This is a genomic window from bacterium SCSIO 12741, assembly GCA_024398055.1.
Taxonomy (GTDB): Bacteria; Bacteroidota; Bacteroidia; order Flavobacteriales_G; family Salibacteraceae; genus SCSIO-12741.
This window is the reverse complement of the sequence record CP073749.1, coordinates 1,179,254-1,204,819: the sequence shown is the minus strand read 5'-3', so window position 1 is coordinate 1,204,819 and position 25,566 is coordinate 1,179,254. Positions and strand designations below refer to the sequence as shown.

Sequence of the window (25,566 nt, the reverse complement as noted above, 5' to 3'; positions counted from 1 at the left end):
CTTTGAACCGAAGTGTCCAATACCCACTTTCTGCTTGACTTAGCCAGGTGATATCCTTAAGTTTGTTAATTCATCTTAACTCAGTATGAAAAAGTTTACGGGCTTTTTAATGATCGCCGTCTTGTTAGCGGCATGCGTTAAAAAAGAGGAGTACGATTTCGATAACCTATCAACCGCCGGCTGGGAACCTCAACTTGCCATCCCTTTGGTTAAGAGTTCATTGGAAGTGCAGGATATTTTGGGTTTTACGGATTCTTCCGTGGTAACCACAGATGGTGATGGATTAGTCACTCTGGTCTACAACAGCGACGTTCAGGAATTTGTAGCTGACGATATTGTGGAATTTGGCGACGTGTCTGAAACGGTTCAAGCCGGGGTGTCCACCGGTACTATTGTGGTGGATGTGCCTTTTGATTTACCAGGCGAACAAGAGTTTACCCAAATCGATTTGGAAACCGGTAATCTAAACCTAAACCTGAATACATCGGCAACCGGAACGGCTACGGTTACGCTTCTCTCCATTAAAGAAACAAGTAGTGGTAATCCACTCACACAAACGGCACCGCTTGGTAGCTCCATTAACTTTGATTTATCGGGTGCCAGTATTGAGCCGACGGCAAACAATGAGATTAGCATTCAATTTGCCTTTTCTTCCGTTAGTTCGCCCAGTACCATGAACCTGGGCATGGCAATGACCAACTTGGACTACAAAAGACTTTTCGGCGATTTTAAGGATAAGTTGGTGAGGCTCCCTCAAGATTCGCTTAAGATTCACCTTTTCAAAAACATTGCCTCCGATGGAAATATCCATCTTGAAGACCCTCGAATTATTCTCGATTTTGAAAATAGCCTGGGTGTTCCACTGGGATTGAAACTCGATAGTGTAGATGGTTACAATCCAGTAACGAAGCACCTTTTTGAAGTGATCAAATCGAATACCGGTGAATTGAAGGTTGGAGCTCCAGATGTAAATAGCATTGGAACAACGGTAAAGACTCAAATCATTCTTGATCGCTCCAACACCAACGTAGGAGATGTGTTTAAGCCTACTCCTACTTATTTGGTTCACAGTGTTGGTGTAAGTGCCAATCCGGATGCTACCACGCAGAATTTTGTAGAAAAGGGAGCCAAGTGCCGTATGGAAATGCGCATTGAATTGCCTTTGGTAGGACGGGTAGAGAAGTTCCAGATTTTGGATACCATCCCCATTTCCCTGGATCAGGATATTGATTTTCTAAGAGGAGTAACAATCAAAACCTTTTTGGAAAATGGTTTCCCCATTGATGCGGTAGTTAAGGCGACCATTCTTGATGAAAATTATGTTCCCCTTAAGCTGGCCAATGGGGAAGAGGTTGATTTGATCAGTTCAGCTCAAGTAGCTGCATCAGCCATTATTGATGGTAATGGAAAAGTGACTGAGCCAGGTTATGTCTCCACGGAGAATGAGCTAAGCGAGGAGCGAACCGAATTGCTACGCCAGGCCAAATACGTTTTGGTTCTTGGCAGCCTGTCCACCTCCAACAATGGAAACACGACCGTAAAAATCTTTGACGACTATAAAATTGATGTTAAAATCGGAGTTAAACTCACGGGAGATCCTGGGGTATTCTAAAGACCATTGATGATCATGAAGACAAGATTCTGGATGCTGATTGCCTGTATGGTTGCTACCTTTTCCCTGGAAGCCCAGCAGGACCTGACCCTATATGACCTGAGAAGTGTTCCGCAAGCCAATCAGATCAATATTTCGAGAATGCCCTATTGCCGGGCTTACGTTTCTCTTCCGGTGATTAGCGGCGTATATGTTTCTCCTTACAACCAAGGCTTTGCCTACTCCGACCTTTTTTATGTGGACGATACCAATGCCTTGAGAATGGATATGCCAAAAGCCATTTCTCAGATGGATGACCTGAACGATTTGGGAATTGACTTCAGAACCACACTTCTGGGCTTTGGCTTTAGAACCGGAGCCTCTTACATCACTTTTAACGTGGAGGAAAAGATCTCTGGGCGTTTTACCTATCCGAAAACGCTTTTTGAATTTATGTGGTACGGAAATGGTCACCCCGATTATATCGGTCAGCGTTTGGCTTTGGATGGCCTTGGAGGTGACTACATGCAATACACCGAGTTTTCTCTCGGATTTGCCCGCGACTTAAATGAAAAATGGTCGGCTGGTATTCGGGCCAAGTACCTAAGCGGACTGGCAAACCTACAAACCACAGATACCCGTTTGGGATTAACCACCAATCCTGATGATTATTCCATCAAATTGGACGGTGCCATGTCTTATCGTTCGGCTGGGGCTATGACTGCCATTCTTGATTCCAATGTGGAGTTTATGGATGCCGTTACCCAATCGATTACCGGTAATTACGGATTCGCTGCTGATTTAGGAGTTACCTACCATGCAACCGAAAAGCTATCCTTGTCTTTGGCAGTTAACGACCTGGGTTTTATTAGCTGGAACAGCAACGTGGTCAATGGAACCTCCAACGATGTAGAATATTACTACGACGGTGAAGATTTGAATGACTGGATTAACGGTGGTGCTTCAGGAAATGGTACGGGAATCACTCGGGTTTTAGACAGTATTTTGGAAGGAATTGAGTTTGAAGAAGACAACAACCCTTACACCACCACTCTTCCGGTGAAAACCTATTTGGGGGTTAACTACCAGCTCTTCAAAAAGACAGATGCCAACCTGTTAACCTACAACGAATTTTATAACGGTACTTGGCGCTCTTCCTTCAAGGTAGGAGTGACCCAGAAAGTAAGAAATTGGTTTGCCGCAACGGTAAACTATTCCATTTATGGACGAAGTTATGCGAATGTTGGATTAGGTCTTTCTGCGAATGCAGGGCCCGTCCAGCTCTATGTGGTAAGTGATAATGTTTTGGCCTACGCCTTCCCGACGGAGGTTAGGAATTTTCACCTGCGATTTGGGCTGAACCTGACGTTTGCAAACAATTTTGGTCAAAAGTAATTTGGCATCGGTACATGAGGAGATTTAAAGCAGCTATTAACCTACTGGCTATTAGCTTATGCCTGGTTATTTCATCATCAGCCTGGGCGCAGACTGAGAAGATGGATAAGCAGGCCAGCAAGAAGCTGGAGAAGACAGAAAAGCGCTACGACCATGGTGAATATCACCATGCGCAAGTAACCACAAAGCGGTTAATGAAAAAGTGGCGCAAAAAAGGGTATGGAACATCCCAAAACTATGCCCTGTTTGCCTTGTACAACGTTAAGTACCTGGAGGCAATTGGAAACTATTTTGAAGTACAGGATAGCCTTGAAAACGCGCTGTATTATTTCAGCTTCAACATCAAGGAAGATAGCAGCGAATACCTCAATGGTCTGTTGCTTATCAGTGATATTTATGCGCACTTTGGAAACCAGGTTTTAGCCTACGAATACCTGGTTCAGGCGGATGAATTCCTGCACCAATCCTGGGACGGAGATACCTCCGATGCTACAGCTTCAAACAACTCTGTTGACGATACCACAGCCCAAGAAGAACCGGCTTTGGACTTACCCCTGACGCCCGAAAGCATTCAGGAAGATACCACCGTAGTGGATACCGTTCTGTCGGGCTTTATGGGATTGATCAAAGACAACCCATCCCTGGATAGTAACCAGGTGGCCATGGATTCATTGACCTTAGACTCTTTGATTCAATCCAATGACACACGTATTCAATCTCTATCGGATTCGTTGGAAGCTATGGCCGGAAGTGAAGATTCGGCCTCTATGAAAAGGTTAGTTGCGGCTCTGGATTCGGCTAAGGCTTTATCCAAAGACTATGCAGAAATTGAATTGCCCAAGACGAATGTAGTCCCAACACCTCTTGTTACCCAGGCAGAACCTGTAGTTGAGGAAGCTGCCGAGGAAGAAGTTCAAGAGGAGGAAGCTTCTGAAGAAAAACGCTCCTTAATGCAGGTGAAAAGTGACCTTTCCACCAATGCGGATTCTTTATTGGCCTTCGAAATCAAAAGGCGAATGGTTACCATTCAATTGGACCGCGGTTTCTTTCGGGAAGTAGAATACCTTATTCCCGAGTTGATCGGTTTCCAACGTTCCATTACCAAAAGAGAATTTCCTAATCCTGACACTACGGCTAAAAAGTCTACCATCAAGTTGGACAAAGATGAGTTTAAGGCTCGTCAATTCCGTTTAGCTGAGTTGTATGTACTGCGTGCCGATTTTTACCGGGAGAGAGGAGACTTTAGCCGGGCTTCTAACCTGTACTATGAAAACGAAAGACTGATCCATGACTTAGTTGGAAAGCGCTCTTTGCCGACTATCGAAAATGAATTTGGCCGTGCCGTAATGGCTGAGAATGATGGTCAACTGGAAAAGCCGTACAAGGAGTACAAAAAGATTCACGCCCGAATGCTGAAAATCGGGATTTCAAGTCACCACAAGTTCTTTAATGAAGTGGCAGAAAAGGAGATCCAATCCTTTATCGAAGCGGACAAGGATAGAAAGGCAAGACACCTATTCCTTAAGTACAAGTTGGACAACATGCACAAGTATGGTAAGACCAGTGTGTACTACCTCAATGCGTTGATGCTTGAAAACCGTTTTAACAACCGGAAGAAGCGTTATAAAAAGGCGGTTAAGCAAGAGGTGAAATTGAAAGAAGGTGTTGCCGAGAATGTCCCGGATGACCACGTTTCGAACCTTCAGTTCAACGACCACTTCTACGATTTTTACCACCGCAATCACCGAGTGGAGGAAGCCCGAATCGAACGGGAAACCAATGTTTGGATTGCCAAGAACAACTTCGGAGACAATTCTCCAATGCACTCCATCGAGCAGCTGAAATTGGCTGGATTCAATGTGGAGAACGAGGACTTGTTTGAGCAATCGAAGCAGGTTTATCAAGATCACTTTGAAGACGTAATCAAGTACCAGTTGCACGAGGACCATCCTTTGTACATCGACTTTTTACGCTCCTACAGTAAGCTGAAGGCCTACATTGATCAGTATGATGAAGCTTATACCATTAGTGAGCAGGCATTGAAAATTGCAGAGCGTAAGTTCGGTTCCAGTTCAGAGTTATACGGAGTGATTTTGGTAGACATGTCTGAAATAAATCTTCAAAAAGGAGAGTTTGATCAGGCCGAGCAGCAGTTGGAAAAAGCGACTGAGGTTATTCGGAAGCAAGGAACCAAAAAGAGCTTGAGCTACTACATGGCTTTGAAGAGCTTGGCTGGTTTGTACATGGTCAATGGAAAGTTTGAAAAGGCCAGAGATACTTATAAGAAGGCTTACAAGCTACTCAAGAAATCCGGTGAAGGTGGAAACGAAAACATCAGCTCTTCCGAAGAGATGGCTGAGCTCTACATTACAACCGGTCGTTACAAAGGAGCTGAAGACATTCTAAAGAGTTCCATTGCCCTCAATGAGAAGAAGTACGGAACGGATCACTACCGATTGGTTGAGCCCCTAAGTTTGTACGGAAAGCTTTACCTGATTACGGGTGACTTCATCGATGCTGAAAAGATGGTGCGTCGCTCCATGAAAATTAGCAAAACCAACTTGGGTGATACATCCGTGGCCTACATGGATAACCTGGCTTTGTTGGCTGAGGTATACGTGTCAATGGGTAACTACGATGAGGCCAAAAACATTTATGGCGACGCCCGAAAGCTGATCCAGAAAAAATTTGGAAATGGCAATATTCGCGAAGCTGACATTCTTCAAAAACTGGCCGAAGTAAACTTCAAATCGGATGACGCCGACTTGAATGTGATCAACGCCTACCTGGAAGAAGCCAAGGAAATTGTAACCACTAACTTTAATAGTTCGCATCCTCAATATGGTGAATTGCTCGAATACCAGGGTAAGGTTTACATGCTGTTTGGTGAGCACCAAAAGGCTGAGCAAACTTTAGCCGATGCTCGAACTATTTGGTTGGAATTGTTTGGTAAAAACCACTTGAGAACCGCCCGTAACGAAATGCTTACCGGAGACCTCGAGTACCTAATGGGTAACTTTGATAAGGCTGTAGAAAACTACAAGGATGCTGCTGAATCCTACAAGTCGACTTTCGATGACGAGCACCCGGGATACATTCAGGCTCGTAGTAATGAGGCCAAGTCATTCTACGCAAACGGTGACTTTAAGAACGCCTTGGTGATCTATGATGAAACCACTGATAAGTACTTGGATTACTTGAAGAAGTACTTCCCATCTCTTTCTGAAAAAGAAAAGAACACTTACTGGAGTTCGATTAAAGGTGATTTTGAAATCTATCACTCTTTGGCCATGAATCTGGACAAGCAAAATCAAAAAGCCTGGAACAAGGTGTACGATTTCCGCTTGGCGACCAAGGCTATTTTGTTGAGTTCTTCTACCCGTTTAAAAGAACGAATCGTGAACTCAGGTGATGGAGATTTGATTTACCGTTTTCAACGCTACACCGAGAAAAAGGAGATGCTAACTCGTGGACTCGCCATGAGTGAAGAAGAGCGCATTCAAAATGGTATCAATATGCCTGCTCTTGAGAAAGAGATCAACGGCCTCGAGAAAGAATTGAGCGAAGAATCAGAAGACTTTGCCAAAGCTTTTGAGCAAGAAGAAATGAACTGGAAAATGGTTCGCAAAGCCTTGAATGAAGGTGAGTACGCCATGGAAATTGTCCGTTTCCGTTATTTCAAAACCGATTTTACCGACAGCATTATTTACACTGGTTTGATCCTGGATCAGAAATCGAAAAAAGGACCGGAAGTGGTTTTGTTGGACAACGGAAACAAGTTGGAGAGTCGTTACTTTAAGTACTACCGAAACGGAATTAAGTACAAGGCCAAAGACAAGTATTCCTACGAGCAGTTCTGGCAGGATTTTGACGCCAAGCTGGAAGACAACACCACCGTTTTTGTGTCAGCCGATGGAATCTACAACCAAATGAACGTGGAGACCTTGAAGGACAGCAGCGGCCGTTTTGTAATCGACAAAAACAACATTTACTACGTAAGTAACACTCGGGATATATACCATACCCGAATGGACGAGGATGTGGAACCTTATGACAATACTACCGCTGCCATGTTTGGAAATCCGGAATTTGCCGGAAGTGAATCGAACATTGACCAGGAGAATAGAGTAAGTTCTTTGGAACCACTGCCCGGAGCAGAGGAGGAGATTAAGTCTATCAATCGTTTGCTGGCTCGTCAAAACTGGCGCACCACAACATTCCTGGGCGACGAAGCTACCGAAGCCGAAATCAAGAAGGTAAACAGTCCTCGGGTGTTTCATGTGGCCACCCACGGTTTCTTTATGCAAGAAGCTCAACAGGATCATGCCAGCACCAATTTGAAAGGTGATATTGCGGATAACCCCCTACTTCGTTCAGGCCTGTTGTTCACCGGAGCTGGAGAGCTTTTGGCCAACAACAACATTTACGACTTCAATAAGAAGGACGGAATCTTAACCGCTTACGAGGCGATGAACCTGAACCTGGACCACACCGAGTTGGTTGTACTTAGTGCTTGTGAAACCGGATTGGGTGAAGTGAAATCTGGGGAAGGTGTTTACGGATTGCAACGTTCCTTTATCGTAGCTGGATCCAAGAACGTAATCATGACTCTGTTCAAGGTGGACGACAAGGTAACCCAGGAGCTGATGAATGACTTCTATTCCAATTGGCTCGAAGGCCAGGACATCCGGGTAGCATTCCAGGATGCCAAGAAGCGGATCAAGGAGAAGTACAGCGAGCCCATCTATTGGGGTAGTTTCGTGATGATCGGACTTTAATGGCCGAACACCTTCATCTGGGTCAAAAAGGGGAAACGGCGGCATTACAATACCTCATTGAGCAAGGATATTCGATTCGAGCTCAAAACTGGAAACACGGACACCTGGAAGTTGATTTGATCGCGAATATTAGCGATGAGCTTGTATTCGTAGAGGTTAAAACCCGTTCCACCGATTACTTTGGGCATCCCGCTGAAGCCGTTACAGATTCCAAAAAAGAACATCTTTATCAAGCAGCAGAGGCCTACTTGGAGGATGAAGACGAGGATTGGGAATGTCGTTTTGATGTGATTGCGGTCATTATCAACTCTAAGGGTGTCGAGATAGATCACATGCCAGACGCTTTTGGCCCGGAGTTTTGAATTCAATATCCATTTGATGAATTCTGAATTCTGAACCTTTTCTTCTTTCTGATTCTCGCCTGAAAGCTTTCGAGTCTCGCATCTCGCTTCTTAACCCCGCATCTGTGGGTTATTCGTACTTTTGCCGGATGAAAGAAAATCGGCAGCAGAAAGGTAGAGGCGGATCTGGAAAACGCGATGGCAAATCCCGGCCATCTGACTCTCGTTCAGGGGGATCATTCAATCGGGGTAGAAATTCAGGAGGCAATCGACGTACAGCTTCCTGGTCCGACCGTAAGGAAGGTGAAGGCAGGAATGAAGGACGTAGAGAGTCCTACGGATCCAATTCTGACCGCAAAGGTGGATTTGGCAACCGTTCCCGCTCTTTCGGTGACCGTGATTCAAAGCGATTTTCAGGCAATAGAAGCTGGTCCGATCGTAGAGACGACGAAGGAAGAAATGAGGATCGCAGAGATTCTAATCGTTCCGACTCTGACCGCAAAGGTGGATTTGGCAACCGTTCCCGCTCTTTCGGTGACCGTGATTCAAAGCGATTTTCAGGCAATAGAAGCTGGTCCGATCGTAGAGACGGCGAAGGAAGAAATGAGGATCGCAGAGATTCTAATCGTTCCGACTCTGACCGCAAAGGTGGATTTGGAAACCGTTCCCGCTCATTCGGTGACCGCGACTCCAATCGATTTTCTAACAAACGACCTTGGTCCGATCGCGGCGAAGGTGAAGGAAGAAATGACGACCGCAGAGATTTTAACCGCTCCGATTCAGATCGCAGAGGTGGATATGGAAATCGTTCCCGTTCATTCGGAGATCGCGATTCCAATCGATCTCACTCCGACCGCAAAGGCGGATTTGGTAACCGTTCCCGCTCTTTCGGTGATCGCGATTCTAAAAGATACGATGATCGACGTGGTGGCCGTTCCTTTGAAGGTGGGCGTGACTCTCGATGGAAAAAAGGCGATGCCGATGGTGGTAAGTTAAGCTGGTCGCGCAATGCTGAAGTGAGTGGAGATACTGAGGCCGAAGAAGTAAGACTAAATCGTTTCATTGCTTCCAGCGGTATTTGTTCTCGCCGTGAAGCGGATAAACTCATTGAGCAGGGACTAATTACCATTAATGGTGAAGTAGTAACCCAGTTGGGAACCAAAGTGAAACGTGGAGATGAGGTTCGTTATGGTGGTGAAAAACTGCAATTCGAACGATTTGTCTACCTCATTCTCAATAAACCGAAAGATTACATCACCACTTCCGACGACCCAGGAGGAAGAAAAAAGGTGACCGATTTGATCGGTAAATCTGTACAGGAGCGTATTTATCCTGTAGGACGTTTAGACCGTCAGACTACCGGACTCTTAATGTTTACCAATGATGGTGAATTGGCCAAAAGGCTGACCCATCCGAAACATGGCGTTAAGAAAGTGTATCACGTTGTTACCGATACCCCTGTTACCAAACAACACATGGACGAGTTGCAGGCCGGTATAGAACTGGAAGACGGTACCGTACAGTTTGACCAGGTTGCATACGTGGGTGATGGACAGAATAAAAAGGAAATTGGCGTAGAGCTACACTCCGGTAAAAATCGGGTAGTTCGAAGAATGTTTGCCGCTTTAGGGTATGACGTTGTAAAACTCGATCGCGTAGCTTTCGCTGGATTGACCAAAAAGAAAATCGCACGAGGAAAATGGAGATTCCTGACCCAAAAAGAGATCAATTCTTTGAAGATGATTTCTTAAGGAAAGGTACCCTTAAACGATAACAGAGCAGGAACAGATTGAGCTTTTAGCATGCGTTGGTTAAAGAGAATCGCGATTTTTCTGGTGATATTGATCATCGCCTTCGTAGGTGCAGGTCTTTTTATGGCCTGGAAGTATGGTGATATTGTTAGAAACGTGGCCATCGACCAATTGAACCAAACGCTTCAATCTGAAATGACTGTCTCTTCCATCGATGTGTCATCCATTGAAAAAGCGCCGTATCTGAGTCTTCAATTCAATCAGGTGGCGCTGATGGAGCCGAAATCGTACAATCCCGAGCCGGATACCCTTTTCTATTTCGATAAGCTCTACCTGCAGTTTAATGTGTGGGATATCCTTCAGGGCAATTACCAAATTAAGAAAGTGGAAATTGCCGAGGGATTTGCAAAGATGCGAGTAGACCTTAAGGGGAATCCTAACTATGATTTTTTACGGGCAGATACTTCTGCTTCCGATACATCATCGGTAGCGATTGGCTTGGACGAGATCAAAATTGTTGGGGTGGACTACCTGTATCACGATCGCCAAAAAGAAATCCAGGTTCAAACCCGGGTGGATCATGCCGAAATCTCGGGTAACTTTTTGAAAGAAAAATTGAACCTGGAGATCGCTGGAAACTTTGATCAGTCCTGGGTTAAGGTAGGGCCTGCCATTTATTTGAATCGTTACAACCTCAAGATCAATACAGCGATGGGTATTGGTGGAGATTGGGGTGGCGTGCAAATCGATCGAGGTTCCGTTCGGATTGAGAATCAACTCAAGCTGAATTTGGTCGGAAAGATCAATGAAAAGACCTACACCTTCGAAGCCGGTGGTAAAAACCTCGATTTGGCCGTTTTACGCCACGTGTTGCCCGCCGACTGGAAAGAACCCATTCAAGACTACCGGGCTAAGGGAAAACTCGATTTGGACTTAAAGCTTCATGGCGATGCTGAATCTTCCCTGGCGCCCAAATTGGATGTTGATTTTGCTATTCAGGATGGATGGGTAAAGAACACTTCAACCGAAACCGAGCTTTCGAAATTGGCTTGTGCGGGGTCTTTTACCAATGGAAAATACCGGACACTCAAAAGCATGGTGTTTGACTTGGACACCTTTTCTGTGCAGCTATTAACTGGACAAGTTGCCGGTAGAATGAAGTTGGCCAATTTGGAGCGAAAGAACCTGGATGTTAGACTTCATGGACAGCTGGATCTTTCCGATCTGCAATCCTTTTTGAAATTGGAAGGCGTGGAGTTATTGGATGGGAAGGCTCAATTTGCCATTGCTGGAAAAACACCCCTTTCCGAATGGATTGAGGGCGTTTACAAGCCGGAATACAATCCTTTTCGAGGGCGATTGGAATTTAACGGAGTGTCCTACAAAAGCCTGCACGTTGACCAAAATCTTGCTGATTTCAAAGGCCTCATAGCATTTGATCAGGAAGGAATTATCGTAGATGGCGTTTCCGGGGTATTTGCTAAAACGCCCGTTCAGATCGACGGAGAGCTTTTCAATTTTTATTCCTGGTTGTTTCGGGATGATAAGAAGCTTCGAATGGTGATGAATGTTAAGGCCGATGAGGTGCAGTTAGAAAATCTGTTAGGAGCCAAGAGTCAGCGTCAGGAAGCTGGAGAAGCTTATCCACTTATCGAAATGCAGTTGACCACCGAAATCGGTCACTTTTCCTACCGCAGGTTTGAAGCGAACAATCTGAAAATGCGCTTTTACATGGCCGAACATGAGTTTACCGCTAACCCGGTGACTTTTGACGGGATGGGTGGTAGCTTTTCAGGAAAGTTCTCGATAACCGATCGGGAAGACGGGAATGCCGATGTACGTACTGAGGGAGACCTTAAGCAAGTGGATATTCAGCAATTTTTCTACCAGTTTGAGGATTTTGGTCAGGCCGAAATTCGTTCTGAGCATCTTCGTGGAGCTACCGATATTGATTTTAAAATGACGGCCATCGCCAATCAAAAATTGGAGATTGATCCGAAAGATATTGATGCCTATGCTCATGTGGTGGTTACCGGCGGAGAATTGAAGAACTATTCCACGCTTCAAGCTATATCCGATTACGTTAAATCCAGCTTGGCGCTTCGAGCTTTGATCCGGGAATCGGAGTTGCGCAAGGAATTGAACAACGTAAAGTTTGACCGATTGGAGAACGATATTTTTATCGGAGATGGACAGATCCATATTCCCCGAATGACCATTCGAACCAGTATTCTTACGCTTCATTTGGATGGAACGCACTCCTTTACCAACCAATTGGATTATCACTTTGATTTTGACCTGAGTGAATTGCTCGTTAAGAAGAAGGAATACAACACCGAATACGGCTATGTAAGCGATGATGGTACCGGTGGGTTCCGATTGTTCCTAAAGATTACAGGAGACGCCGCCGATCCGGATATCGATTTGGATAAAGAACGCAAAAAACAATTCCGCAAAGAGCGTCGTAAAAACCAGGAAAGCGACTTAGTCAAAGCCCTATCCCGAGACTTAGGCCTTGGCAAGCATGACGAGGGCCGAAAAGTGAATCAGGAATTCGATTACCAAATCGAGTGGGAGGAAGATAGTTCAGCCGATACCACTGCACCAGCAACTACAAAGCCCAAAAACAAACCAACTGCAAAAGACAGCACGAAAAAGAAGTTTCGCTTACTTCAACCCAATGAAGAGGAAACCGAATACTTCGAATACGATGATCTATAGAATTTTCAATTTTTAGGATCAATTTTAAACGTTCAATAACTGAAAATTGAATCTGAACATTTAAAATTGAAAATTCTCAAGACTGTTTTCCGATCCCAAACTTCTCTTTTTCTTCGTAGTTGCCCAGAGGTTCGAAGTGGATCATGATATCATAGACCCGTTCAATGCGGTTGTGGATTTCGTTTTCTACCTGTACGCCGATTTCGTGTGCATCTTTTAGCGGAAGATCGCCGTCCACTTCGATATCCATTTCGATAATGATCAGGTTAGACAAATGACGTACCCGGATACGATGAGGATTGCTGGCACCTTCAATGGCATCGACCGATTCAAAAATCTTTTTGTACACCTCCGTGTTGTCCAGACTATCCATGAGTTCAGTAGACGTTTCCCGAAACAGATCGAAGGCCACCTTAAGAATCCATAGGCCCACGAAAAGGGCGAGGATGGGATCGATCCAGGAAAGCCCCCAAAAGAGCGAAGCAGCTACGCCGAAAAGCACACTTAGCGATAGCAGAATGTCATTCCTCATGTTCACCGCATTGGCGATAAGCATTTTGCTTTCCAACTGTTTTCCTCGTTTCATTTGCCACCAGGATAGAGCCAGTTTTACCACTACCGAAATGGCCGTTATCCAAAGCGCCCAAGTTGCGGGAATTGTGCTGACTTCTCCAGAGATCAATTTGGCCGAAGAGGTAAATACCAGCTGGGCACCAATAAAAAAGATGAAAAACGAAAGCAATTTGGTGGCAATAGCTTCAGCTCGGTTATAGCCGTATGGAAAGCGCTCATCAGGCGGGCGCATCATAATTCGGGCCGCCACCAGAGTGATGAAATAGGTAGCTACATCATTGGCCGAATCAATACCATCGCCCATGACAGCCAGCGAATCAAAAAAGTACCCTCCGCCAATTTTTAGCAAGGCCAGGAGCAGGTTGACTCCGATTCCAACCCAAGATGCTTGTATGATCGCCTTCTGTCGATTCACAGGGCAAAATACGGTAAACCGATTCAGATAGCTCCTGATCAAAATCAAGTTTCGGTTTTTGAACCTTGCCACTCAAGCATCTGTTTATAGCTATATCCTTGGGATTCGTACCTTTAGCCGATTAAGTTGAAACCATGAAGAATATTCTGTCTTTTGTAATGCTGGCCGCTTTGCCCTTTTGGGGAAGTGCACAATTCTCTCTGACCCACCAGGAAATGCCGGATGTTAATTCTCATTTTAACTATTCGGTTTCCTCTGGAACACCGGGAAGAGACTACCAGCAGACAGGGGCAAACCATACCTGGGATTACACGGATCTTATGCCTGAATCGCAAGCTGACGAGAAGTATCAATCTGCAGTGAGCATCAATATATTCTTCATCGCCCTTGGAAATGGTGCTTTTGGGACCTTGGTAGCCGATTCTTTAGGCTTTGGGCAATTTCAGGTGAAGGACATTTACGATGTTTTCAAAACTACTTCCGCCAGAATGACGGCAGAAGGACGATCCATGAGCTATCAGGGAATTCCGGTTCCTCAGTTTTATTCAGACAAGGATGAAATCTTTCAGTTTCCCTTGGATTTCCAAGATCGCGACTCAAGCACGTTTAAGGTAAGTTTTAGCCTCGGAGGACAAATTGAGATGATTCAACAGGGTTATCGCATAACCGAAGCCGATGGGTGGGGCACGTTAAAAACGCCCTATAAAACCTATTCCAATGCTCTTCGGGTAAAGTCGACCAAAGTAGAGGTGGATTCCATCAAATTGGCTGGAATTGCTTTGCCGCCTATTCCCATTACAACAGTGGAGTACCGGTGGTTCATTCAAGGAAAACAGGGGCCGGTTATGATCGTTTCCGGAAATGAGCTGGTTGGAAATTTTGCGGTCAATCAGATTCGCTACGAAGATGGTAAACTCGATTTGGTTGGTTTCGAAGCGGATCGCAACACAGCGGATACCTCCACTACCGTTACCATTACAGACACCTCCATGATTTCTGGATTGAACCGCTCCTGGAAAATTGATCCCGGGACCTTTCAATACATTAACGGTACCAATGATGGAGACGAGGTAATTGAAGTAAAGTTCACACAGCCCGGCAAGTACGATGTCATCCTATCGGTTACCAATCGCTTTGGAACCACCACAGAGTGGAAGAAGCAATACATCGAAGTGTTGGATGTTACGGGAATATCAGAACATCAAAATGCTTCCGATTGGAAGGTGTATCCTATCCCGTTTTCTGACCGTATTCAGGTAGAAGGCAATCAAATTCCCGATGTATTGTCCTTGGTTGACGCTGAGGGAAAAGTCATTCGTGAAGTTTACCAGCAGGGCGAGCTTCAAGGTTTGGGTGAGCTTCCGGCTGGAGTCTACTTTTTACGGATTAATAACAGTGAGGTACTTCAAATAAGCCACTAATCCCTCTCCAGCTCCCAAATTATTTCTAACTTGTTGTTCAGAACAGGCGAGTATTTACTAATTCTAAAACAACCATGAAAAGAAATGCGCTACGCGCCACTGCCCTGTGGTTGGTAGCCCTGGCCTTGCTCGTGGCCTGTGGAGACCGCAAAGACCCTGTTAAAATTAACCCTGCTTTTTCTAATTACATTGCTGCCTTTAGCTCGGGACTAATATCCTCTGAATCGGCGATTGTGATCAAATTAAACGATCCGATAGGCCCTACCGATATCGACCTGGAAGACTTGTTTGACTTCGATCCGGGCATTGATGGGGAAGTTGTGGTTAAAGACAACCGAACGCTCGAATTTATACCCGACGAACGCCTTCCTTCCGGTGAGGTGATTAACGGGAGTTTTGATATTGGCAAGTTGATGCTCATGCCCGAAGGGATGGAAACCTTTGAGTTTCAATTTCAAGTTACCAAGCAAGACTTTTTGGTGAGAATCACCGATATGTCCCCCTACGATCAGCAGAATTTCCAGTACATCCAGGTCAAGGGAAATGTACTTACCTCCGATGTTATCAACCTGGATGAACTTGAACAAACGTTTTCCTTTTACCAGGACGACGACAAGTTCGCACCCACCTGGACTTCAGACGAGTCTCGCAAACACCATGAGTTTGTTATTGATTCCGTTTTGCGTGGAGATGCTCAAACGCAGTTTTTAATTGAATGGGATGCCTCTGATCTTGATCTGGAAATTGAAGGTCAGGAAGAGCAAGTAATTCCTGCCATCAACGATTTTACCCTGATAAAGAGCGAGGTTATTCAGCATCCCAAGCAGTTTTTGCGTTTGGTCTTTTCCGATCCCCTGAATGCTTCTCAAACCCTTAAGGGAATGATCAAAATTGGGCGCTACGATGACTTTGATTACAACGTCGAAAACAATGAAGTCAAGGTTTATCCGAAGAAACGCTTTTCGGGTTGGCAAACCGTTCAATTGTTTAGCGGAATTGAGAATTCCTTGGGTTACAAAACTCAGGAGACCGTTTCACGATCCGTTCATTTTGAAGATATAAAACCGGCTGTTAAATTTCTGGGCGACGGGGTTATTCTGCCTCAATCGGGAAACTTGGAAATTCCATTTGAAGCGGTTAACCTGAATGCTGTTGACCTGAGGGTTATTCAGATTTACGAAGACAATGTTGCTCAGTTTCTTCAGGTGAATCAACTGGATGGGGAGAATGAATTGAAACGAGTAGGAAGATTGGTCTTTCGCGAAAAAATTGACCTCCTGACTGAGAATCCTATTGACCGTGGAAAATGGAACACCTTTTCTGTCAATCTATCCGAAAAAATGGCCACCGAACCAGGGGCGATTTACCGGGTGCAATTGAGTTTTAGAAAAGGTTATTCGCTCTACCCATGTTCTGATGAAGGCGGGGACGAAGAAGAAACCGAGATTCAAGAAGATTGGGATTACAGCATGGACTCCGAAAGCTCTTATTGGGATGGTGCTGAAAACTATTGGTCTTATGATCCCTGGAATTACGGCAACGATTACAACTGGTCGGAGCGAGATAATCCTTGTAGTCCATCCTACTATGGTGGTAAGCGGACGGCTTCCCGAAATTTCCTGGCCAGTGATATTGGCTTGATTGTGAAACGGGGTAGTGGAAAGAAACTCAACGTTTATGCGGTAGACATCAATACCACTGAACCTCTCTCTGGAGTGGAATTGGAATTGGTGAATTACCAACAGCAAGGAGTGGCCAATGCTCGAACAGCTGCGGAAGGAAAGGCAGAAATGGAGTTATCTGGTAAACCCTTTTTGTTAGTAGCGAGTAGAGGAGACCAGCGTGGATACCTGCGGTTGGATGATGGATCCTCCCTGTCGTTGAGTAAGTTTGATGTAGCAGGCACCAAGGTTCAAAAAGGACTCAAGGGTTTTGTATATGGCGAACGCGGTGTATGGCGGCCAGGAGATTCTTTGTACCTCACCTGCATGATCGAAAACAACCTGGAACCCCTTCCTGAGAATCACCCGGTTATTTTGGAGATGTATAACCCTAGAGGTCAGATGCACCGACGGTTGGTAAAAAACAAAGGTGTTAACGGCGTTTACTCCTTTAGAACCCGAACCGAAGATGATGCGCCAACCGGAATGTGGCGTGCCGTAGTCAAAGTAGGAGGAGCCAGTTTTACCAAGAATTTACGTATTGAAGACATTAAGCCAAATCGACTAAAAATTAACCTGGCCTTTGATACAGAAATACTCACTTCCAATTCGGGAAATGTAATGTCAGGTAAGCTATCCAGTAAGTGGTTACACGGCGCTCCGGCTTCGGGTCTCAAGGCCATTGTGGAAGCAGGAATTAAGCAAGGAGTAACCAAGTTTGACCGATATGCCGAATACGAGTTTCAAGATCCAGTAAGAAAATACTACTCCGATTCCAGGGAGATATTTACAGGAGCATTGAGTCAGGAAGGTAGCACAGAGGTCAACTTTGAACTTGAAGAAGCCTACGAAGCACCTGGAATGCTTAAGGTTCAATTTACCACTCGGGTATTTGAAAAAGGCGGAGCTTACAGCATTGATAATTATTCCATTCCGTATTCGCCCTTTCCCCATTATGTAGGGATCAAAACACCGAAGGGAGATGCCGCTCGGGCATGTTGCTCACCGATACCGATCATCAGGTGGAAGTAGCAACGGTAGATGAAAATGGAAAGCCGGTTTCATTGGAAGGTTTGGAAGCCCGGGTTTACAAAGTAGCCTGGAGATGGTGGTGGAGTCAGGAACAGGAAAATTTTGCAAACTACCTATCCAACTCGGAATATAACCTCATTACCAAAAAGACCTTCAACACTTTGAATGGTACCGGAAACTTTACCTTCCAGATTAAGTACCCCGACTGGGGGCGTTATCTGATCCGAATCACCGATCCGATTGGTGGGCACGCCACAGGTAAAACCGTTTATGTCGATTGGCCTGGTTGGGCCGGAAGGGCTCGTAGCGAAAATCCAGGTGGGGCATCCATGCTCACATTCTCGTTAGACAAGAAGAAATATGAGGTAGGTGAAACCGTGCGAGTGACTGTTCCTACTTCAGAAGGTGGAAAGCTCTTGTACTCTCTGGAAAATGGTTCAGAGGTCATTGAATCCAAGTGGTATCCGACCGAGAAAGATCAAACCATTATTGAGTTGGAAGCCAGAAGCAACATGGCTCCTAACGCCTATGTTCATATTACCTACCTGCAGCCCCATGCTCAAACGGCGAATGATCTCCCGATCCGTCTTTACGGAATTCTACCTGTGCTTGTGGAAGACCCAGCTACGCGATTGGAACCTCAAATTGCCATGGCCGATGAGTTGAGGCCTGAAGAGGAATTTGAAATCAAAGTCAGCGAAAAGGACGGGAAGGATATGACCTACACCCTGGCTGTGGTGGATGAAGGATTGCTGGATTTGACCCGATTCAAAACCCCGAACCCGCATTGGACCTTTTATGCCCGAGAAGCTTTGGGAGTAAAAACCTGGGACTTGTACCAATATGTGATTGGAGCCTATTCCGGTAAGCTTAATGCCTTGCTGGCTCTTGGTGGTGATGAAGAATTAAAAGCACAGGACGAAAAAGCCAAACGCTTTAAACCCGTAGTGCGCTTCCTCGGACCTTTTGAATACACGGGTGGAACTAACGAGCATACCCTAAAGCTGCCGAATTATGTAGGCTCAGTGCGGGTAATGGTTGTTGCCGGACAAGATAAAGCCTATGGCCGTGCCGAAAAGGCCGTTCCCGTGAAGAAACCGTTAATGGTGATGACCACCTTGCCCAGGGTTTTGGGTCCTGGTGAAGAACTTCAGCTTCCGGTCAATGTGTTTGCCATGGATGAAAAAGTGAAGCGGGTGAAATTAAAGGTTTCGGGCAACGAACAATTCGAAATTCTGAATCCCAATCACCAATTGCAGTTTGACCAAATTGGCGATCAATTGATCTATGTACAAGTGAAGGTGAAACAATCCGTTGGTAAAGGGACTTTGCGTGTTGAGGCCAAATCAGGTTCGGAGACTTCGTTTGAGGAATTGGAAGTTCAGGTGCGAAATGCGAACTCACCGACCTTCCAAATGACCTCCGAAATTGTATCCAGTGGTAATGGCGTTCAACTCGATTATGAGCCTCTGGGAATAGCCGGAACTCGTGGAGCGGAAATAGAATTCAGTAGCATTCCCCAATCAATTTGGGTTATAGAATGCATTACCTGCTAACCTATCCTCATGGATGCGTGGAGCAAACTACATCCCGGGCCTTCCCCCAGTTGTACCTCGGATCTCTTGTGGATATGACCGATCAGGAGGAGGAAAGAGCGCGACAAAATGTGGATGCTGCCATTACTCGTTTGATGCAAATGCAAATCAGTTCGGGTGGATTTGGTTATTGGCCAGGAAGTAATACAAGCTCCGATTGGGGAAGTAGCTATGCAGGTCATTTCTTGCTGGAAGCGGAACGAGAAGGGTATGATATTCCATCTGGTTTTAAAGACCGGTGGATCAGGTATCAAAAGCAGGCAGCGGCTTCCTTTGAAATGCCGAATCAAAAGAACCTGAGAAATTTAGGATTAGCCCAGGCTTACCGTCTTTATACATTGGCCTTAGCTGGGAAGCCGGAAGTAGGCTCCATGAATCGTTTGAACAGTACCGAAGAAATTAGTCCCAGGGCTAAATGGATGTTGGCTTCGGCCTATGCTCAAATGGGGCAGAAGCAGGAAGCTGAAAAACTCATTGCCGGTCTCTCTACTCAGGTAGAGGAATACCGCGAACTGGATTATACCTACGGTTCATCGCTAAGAGACCGTGCTTTAATCTTAATGACCTACACCGATTTAGGGAATACCACAAAATCCCTGGAATTGACCAAGGTAATTGCCAAACGTTTGAATACCACCCGATGGTTGAGTACGCAGGAAGTGTCCTTTTCTCTAATGGCGATTTCACGCTACCAAAAATCGGTTGGAGGAGCTGATGCTCTTCAGGTAGAATATGAGGTAGGAGCTCAAAAAGGCTCTATTTCTGGCGGAAAAGGAATGTATGTAGTCAAGTTAACAGATCCCGAGAAAGCAGGAGATATTCAGATTAAAAATAACTCTGGCGGAGCTGTGTTTGTCAATGTCATTCGGAGGGGAGTTCCGGAAGTAAGTGAAGAGATCAGTGAGAGCAACAATCTTATCATGAAAGTAAGCTACCTGGATGCAGATGGTTATCCTTTGGATGTATCGAGTTTGAAGCAAGGAAGCGATTTTATTGCTGAGGTAACCGTGAATAACCCAGGACATTTGGATCATTATCAAAACCTCGTGTTGAGCCAGGTATTCCCATCAGGATGGGAGATTCGCAATCAACGTATTGAAGGTATGGAAGGGCAATTTGCTTCCGATGAGCCAGATTATCAAGACATTCGAGATGATCGCGTCTATTCTTATTTCAACCTTAGACGCAATGCGGTTAAGACTTTCCGAATAAAATTGAATGCCGCCTACTTGGGTAAATTCTATTTGCCTGCTACCAGCTGTGAAGCCATGTATTCTGAAGATATCTATGCCCGGGAAAAAGGGCAATGGGTAGAGGTAGTGAGCGGAGATGAGCTGGCTCAATAAGTATCGATTTCGAATAGCGATTTTGATTGGGGTGTCTGTGGCCTTTGCCTGGATTCTCCCCAATCCTCTATTTGATGTTCCCTACAGCACTGTGGTGTTGGATAGTCAAGGCGGATTGCTGGGAGCTCATACCGCCCGAGATGGGCAATGGCGTTTTCCCCTTTCCGATTCCGTTCCTGATCGATTTGCGAGTTCCTTACTTCATTTTGAGGATGAGTATTTTTATTGGCATCCGGGAGTAAATCCGGTTAGTTTGAGTCGGGCACTTTGGAGTAATATCAAATCAGGAAGGGTGAAAAGCGGAGGGAGCACGTTGACCATGCAGGTGATTCGCTTGTCCCGGGAAAACCCACCTCGAACTTATCCGGAAAAGATCTGGGAAATGGTTTTGGCCATGAGACTTGAATGGTCTTACAGCAAAGACGAAATCCTCCAGCTTTATGCGGCCCATGCACCTTTTGGTGGGAATGTGGTGGGACTTGAAGCGGCGTCCTGGCGGTATTATGGCAAGCCGGCCGAGAAACTCACTTGGGCGGAGAGCGCTACACTTGCCGTTTTGCCCAATGCACCATCCATGATTTATCCAGGAAAAAATCGGGAACCTCTGGCCCGAAAGAGAAACCGTCTTTTGGAAAAATTACTTCACAACGAGGTGATTGATTCCAACGAATTCTCCCTGGCCTTGCTCGAACCTATTCCAGAAAGGCCCCAGCCATTACCGCGAAGAGCAGCCCATTTAGTGGATCGCTTACAAGCCATTCATGAAGGACAAACCCTAAGATCTACCTTGGATCCCTATCTTCAGGATCAAACGAACGAAGTGTTGAATCAGGTGGCTGAGGAAAATGCTTACAACCATATTTACAACCTCTCAGCTTTGGTCATTGAGGTGTCCACCGGTGAGGTCAAAGCTTACGTTGGAAATTCAAAGGATCTCCAGTACCGTCACGATAATTGGGTAGATATGGTGGGGGCTCGACGAAGCACTGGAAGTTTGCTCAAGCCCTTTTTGTTTGCAGCCATGTTGGAGGATGGGAAAATGACTCCTTATTCTCTCGTAGATGATATTCCGGTCAATTTTCGGGGATACAGTCCTAAGAACTTTAATCGACAATTTGAGGGCGTAGTGCCAGCTGATCATGCTCTTAACCGATCGCTTAATGTACCTGCGGTTAATGAATTACAACGGTATGGTGTAGAGCGATTTTATCAATACTTGAGTAGTTGGGGGATGAGAACACTGGACTTTCCGTCAGATCATTATGGCTTGAGTTTGATTTTGGGAGGTAGTGAAGGTACTTTGGAAAATCTATCTGAGATGTACCTCAATTTGGCTCGAGCGGTGCAGGAACAATCTCCGGAGAAGCTGAAAATTTTACCGTCTTCCGCAGCGGAGAATACGAATTTGAAACCCACCTTAGAACCCAGCTTGGCCTGGTTTACCACTCAGGCCCTGGTTGGCGTTAGAGACCAGAATGCATCAAGAAAGCCTACTTTGGCCTGGAAGACAGGAACCAGTTTTGGTAACCGTGATGCCTGGGCAATAGGGTATAATCCTCAGTATGTCATTGGCGTTTGGCTGGGCAATGCCGATGGCGAAGGCCGGCCAGGACTTACAGGGGCCTCCAAGGCGGTTCCATTGATGATGAAAATTGCCAATTTTATTCCTGAGGCGTCTTGGTTTGAAATGCCCTATTCCGGATGGGAAGAGCGTGAATTATGCCTCCATAGCGGGTTGCCCAAATCGGAGAATTGTCGATCTGCGGAAAGTCTTCCGGTTCCAAGGAATATGAAGGAAGTTCTACCCTGCCATTATTGCCATCGCTACTTAACCGACACTTTGGGTGAGCGGAGGTACAATCGGCAGTGTTTGCCAAGTGGAATGCCTTATGCCTGGCACTCCTATTTTCAGCTAAGCCCGGTGAGGGAATGGTATTACAGTCAGTTTCATGGAGACTATGAACGGGTGCCAGCCCTGGCCAGGGTGTGTACAACCGAGCGCCCTTCCAATCCAATGGGACTCATTTTTCCGGATAAGCATAACCTCAAAATTTATATTCCTGTTGAGGTAGATGGAAAACTCGGTAAGGTGGTATTTCAGGCCGTTCATCGCAATCCGGAGAGCACCATTTTTTGGCATTTGGGCGATCGATATTTAGGCGAAACTCAAGGCATTCACCAGCTATCTCTTCAGCCTGAACCAGGGAAATATGATTTAGTCCTTCTCGATGCAGAGGGTCATGAAATCAGACGTACCGTAGAAATTTTGGGAAAGGAATCGAATTAAAGCCTCAATTTGGCCACGTCGAATATCAGGTCATTGGGGATGATCTTTTTGCCCTCGTCTTCCATTTTCGCCAGGTTAATCATGGCTTGAGCTACTACTTTTCCGGGAATGGCCTTGTATTGCCGAAGATTTCCAATAAACAGGGCATTAAAAGTGGTCATAACAACGGTGGCCAACTTCTCTGCCAATCGAAATTCACGACGTTGCCCCAAGAGTAGGGAAGGCCGCAAAATCAAGATATTATCCAGGTGCGAATCATTCATGAGGTAATCCTCCATTTCACCCTTCACCTGGTTGTAAAACATCCGCGATTTGATATCTGCCCCCATAGCCGATACGGCGATAAATTTGCGAACCTTACGAAAGCGGCATATACTGGCGAGACCAGTGACATAATCGTAGTCCACTTTTCGAAAAGCATCCCGACTTTGGGCATTGCGCATCGTGGTACCTAAGCAACAAAAAGCAACATCAATATTGGCCGGTAAATCTTTTTCCGAAAGGGTATTGTAATCGACAATGATTTGATGAATTTTCTCCTCATCTTCAAAGGCAGGTACCTGTTTTCTGACGAGGACAAATACTTTTTCCACCGCCTTTTCTTGCGTACAGAGATGAGTCAGCTCACGACCCACCATGCCGGTAGCTCCGGCAATGACAACTCTCATGTTAGTGTTCCTTTAGGGCAGGCTCCGTCCAGTCACCATGCTCTTTTATTAATCCGATCAGCTCATCAACCGCCTCGGTTTCGGGAACATTACGTTTTACTACTTCTTTTTCTTTATAAAGCGAAATCTTGCCCGGTCCCGTTCCGACGTAACCGTAGTCTGCATCAGCCATCTCTCCAGGGCCGTTTACGATGCATCCCATGATACCGATTTTGACTCCCTTGAGGTGTTCGGTCCGCGAACGAATGCGGGCTGTTACCTCTTGCAAGTCAAATAGTGTTCTACCACATGAGGGGCAAGATATGTATTCTGTCTTTGAAATCCGGGTTCGCGTAGCTTGCAGGATACCAAATGCAGTTTGATTCGTTGTTCGGTCTGGTCCGCAGTTTTCGGCGGCGATAAACACGCCATCTCCCAGGCCATCGAGGAGCAATCCGCCCAGGTCGGTAGCGGCATAGAGCTGCATTTGCTCAGGTTCCAGATCTTGGTAAGCACGACCAATAATAACGGGAATGTCGCATTGGTTTTCGATCAGGTCAAAAAACAAGCGTCTTTGCTCAGCCATTCCATGAACATGATAGGTGTCGATCAGAAGCACAGCATTCGAAGCCGATTTTAGGGAGTCGATCAATTCCTGAGTCAGATCTTCCAGGCAGGCATATACGAAGTTGAGATCAGCGTGACGATCTACTCCGGCCAACCATTCTGCTGGTTTGATAAAAGGATAGTGTCTGGCTTTATCGCGATTCTCCAGCCAGGTGGCGTGCATTTGAACAATTCCCAAAGTGCCGGGAATGTCGAAATCCACCGTGCGATCACCTACAAAAACGTAATCGCAGGCCTGATCGCTAAGCGACCACTTGTCATTAGGTACCGAATAATGGTATCCCACAGCAAACAAAGAAGCCGGGGTAATTTCTTTTTTTAGGGAGAAGTCAGCCATGACAACTGGAACCTGTCGTCCACCAATGTTGCCTACTTCTTGGGTGTGACGGCGGCTGTATTCAAAGGGATTGATGGGCGATTTTTCCAATGCCGGAATTGGAGGATGTCCTTCTCGATGGGTATAACGATCTACCAATTGGCGGGCAACCGGGATCTCTGCTTCAGGTTCTTCTGTTAGGGAAACCCGAATGGTATCACCCAAACCATCTTCCATCAACGTTCCAATTCCAACTGCTGATTTGATCCGTCCATCTTCGCCTTCGCCGGCTTCCGTTACTCCCAAGTGAAGAGGGTAGTTTCTACCCGTTTCAATCATACGGTTGACCAACAAACGATAGGCTTGAACCATGACCTGAGTGTTCGATGCCTTCATGGAAAGAACGATGTCCTGGTAGCCTTCATCTTCGCAGATTTGCACAAATTCCAGTGCCGATTCCACCATGCCCTCCGGAGTGTCCCCGTAACGACTCATGATACGATCCGATAAGGAACCATGATTGGTGCCAATTCGCATCGCCGTTCCATGCTCTTTACAGAGCTTAACCAGAGGCGTAAAGCGCTTCCGGATTCGATCCAATTCTTCCTGGTAGCTTTCGTCGGTATATTCGAGGTCTTGAAATTTCTTTTTGTCGGCGTAGTTACCCGGATTTACCCGCACCTTGGCCACAATTTGGGCCGCAGCTTCAGCCGCATTAGGGGTGAAATGAATATCCGCAACCAAAGGAGTTGGATGGCCCAAATCCCTCAGTTTTTGCTGAATGTTCTCCAGGTTTTTAGCATCTCGAATACTGGGTGCGGTGATCCGCACCAATTCGCACCCGGCTTCAATCATTCGTACCGATTGATCCACGGTGCCTTTAGTATCCATGGTGTCGGTTGTGGTCATGGACTGAACCACAATCGGATTATCTCCTCCGATTTTTACATTTCCCACCTTTACTTCCCGGGTTTTGAACCGGGAAAATTCGGTCAGGCTGTTCGTATACTTCATTTCTTGGGTAGACATGATTCGGCAAAAATAGAGACTTCAGCTGCCCTAATTACAC

14 protein-coding genes are annotated in these 25,566 nt (G+C 45.8%); 11 read left to right on the top strand and 3 right to left on the bottom strand.

Annotated elements, in window-relative coordinates; translation table 11 throughout:
* The first annotated feature begins 85 nt into the window (after positions 1-85).
* From KFE98_05045 to KFE98_05020, 6 genes are all read left to right on the top strand, one after another.
* A complete protein-coding gene (locus tag KFE98_05045) occupies positions 86-1,612 on the top strand; it encodes a hypothetical protein (protein ID UTW63521.1) in 1,527 nt (508 codons plus the stop codon).
* 15 nt (positions 1,613-1,627) lie between these two features.
* Positions 1,628-2,986 (top strand): hypothetical protein, encoded by a 1,359-nt coding sequence (locus KFE98_05040; GenBank protein ID UTW63520.1) that lies wholly within the window; start codon positions 1,628-1,630, stop codon positions 2,984-2,986.
* A 14-nt stretch (positions 2,987-3,000) separates the two neighbouring features.
* Entirely contained in the window at positions 3,001-7,764 is a 4,764-nt protein-coding gene (locus KFE98_05035; protein UTW63519.1) for a CHAT domain-containing protein, read from the top strand.
* Positions 7,764-8,126, top strand: a complete 363-nt coding sequence (locus tag KFE98_05030; GenBank protein UTW63518.1) for a YraN family protein — start codon at positions 7,764-7,766, stop codon at positions 8,124-8,126. Before KFE98_05035 ends, KFE98_05030 begins: the two co-directional genes overlap by 1 nt.
* A gap of 128 nt (positions 8,127-8,254) precedes the next feature.
* Positions 8,255-9,856, top strand: a complete 1,602-nt coding sequence (locus KFE98_05025; protein ID UTW63517.1) for an RNA-binding S4 domain-containing protein — start codon at positions 8,255-8,257, stop codon at positions 9,854-9,856.
* 51 nt (positions 9,857-9,907) lie between these two features.
* A complete protein-coding gene (locus KFE98_05020) occupies positions 9,908-12,577 on the top strand; it encodes a hypothetical protein (protein UTW63516.1) in 2,670 nt (889 codons plus the stop codon).
* A gap of 76 nt (positions 12,578-12,653) precedes the next feature.
* Here KFE98_05020 and KFE98_05015 read toward each other — a convergent pair whose 3' ends face one another.
* Complete coding sequence (locus tag KFE98_05015) at positions 12,654-13,565, bottom strand: cation transporter (GenBank protein ID UTW63515.1); 912 nt, start codon at positions 13,563-13,565, stop codon at positions 12,654-12,656.
* A gap of 134 nt (positions 13,566-13,699) precedes the next feature.
* On the opposite strand from KFE98_05015, the gene KFE98_05010 reads away from it, so the two are divergent.
* The 5 genes from KFE98_05010 to pbpC all read left to right on the top strand — a co-directional run bounded on the left by KFE98_05010 (position 13,700) and on the right by pbpC (position 22,907).
* Positions 13,700-14,986, top strand: a complete 1,287-nt coding sequence (locus KFE98_05010) for a T9SS type A sorting domain-containing protein (protein UTW63514.1) — start codon at positions 13,700-13,702, stop codon at positions 14,984-14,986.
* A gap of 74 nt (positions 14,987-15,060) precedes the next feature.
* Positions 15,061-17,679, top strand: coding sequence for a hypothetical protein (locus KFE98_05005; GenBank protein UTW63513.1), 2,619 nt, complete (start codon positions 15,061-15,063; stop codon positions 17,677-17,679).
* On the top strand, positions 17,643-19,235 hold the full coding sequence (locus KFE98_05000; protein ID UTW63512.1) for a hypothetical protein: 1,593 nt from the start codon (positions 17,643-17,645) through the stop codon (positions 19,233-19,235). The genes KFE98_05005 and KFE98_05000 overlap by 37 nt, the downstream gene beginning before the upstream one ends.
* The gene (locus KFE98_04995; GenBank protein ID UTW63511.1) at positions 19,220-20,620 is read left to right on the top strand and encodes a hypothetical protein; all 1,401 of its coding nucleotides are present in this window, start codon (positions 19,220-19,222) and stop codon (positions 20,618-20,620) included. The genes KFE98_05000 and KFE98_04995 overlap by 16 nt, the downstream gene beginning before the upstream one ends.
* A complete protein-coding gene (pbpC, locus tag KFE98_04990) occupies positions 20,604-22,907 on the top strand; it encodes a penicillin-binding protein 1C (protein UTW63510.1) in 2,304 nt (767 codons plus the stop codon). The genes KFE98_04995 and pbpC overlap by 17 nt, the downstream gene beginning before the upstream one ends.
* Here pbpC and KFE98_04985 read toward each other — a convergent pair.
* Both KFE98_04985 and ispG read right to left on the bottom strand, forming a co-directional pair.
* A complete protein-coding gene (locus KFE98_04985; GenBank protein UTW63509.1) occupies positions 22,904-23,575 on the bottom strand; it encodes an NAD(P)H-binding protein in 672 nt (223 codons plus the stop codon). The two genes, pbpC and KFE98_04985, sit on opposite strands and share 4 nt — an antisense overlap.
* Position 23,576: 1 nt before the next feature.
* Positions 23,577-25,526, bottom strand: coding sequence for a (E)-4-hydroxy-3-methylbut-2-enyl-diphosphate synthase (gene ispG / locus KFE98_04980; GenBank protein ID UTW63508.1), 1,950 nt, complete (start codon positions 25,524-25,526; stop codon positions 23,577-23,579).
* Positions 25,527-25,566: the final 40 nt, after the last annotated feature.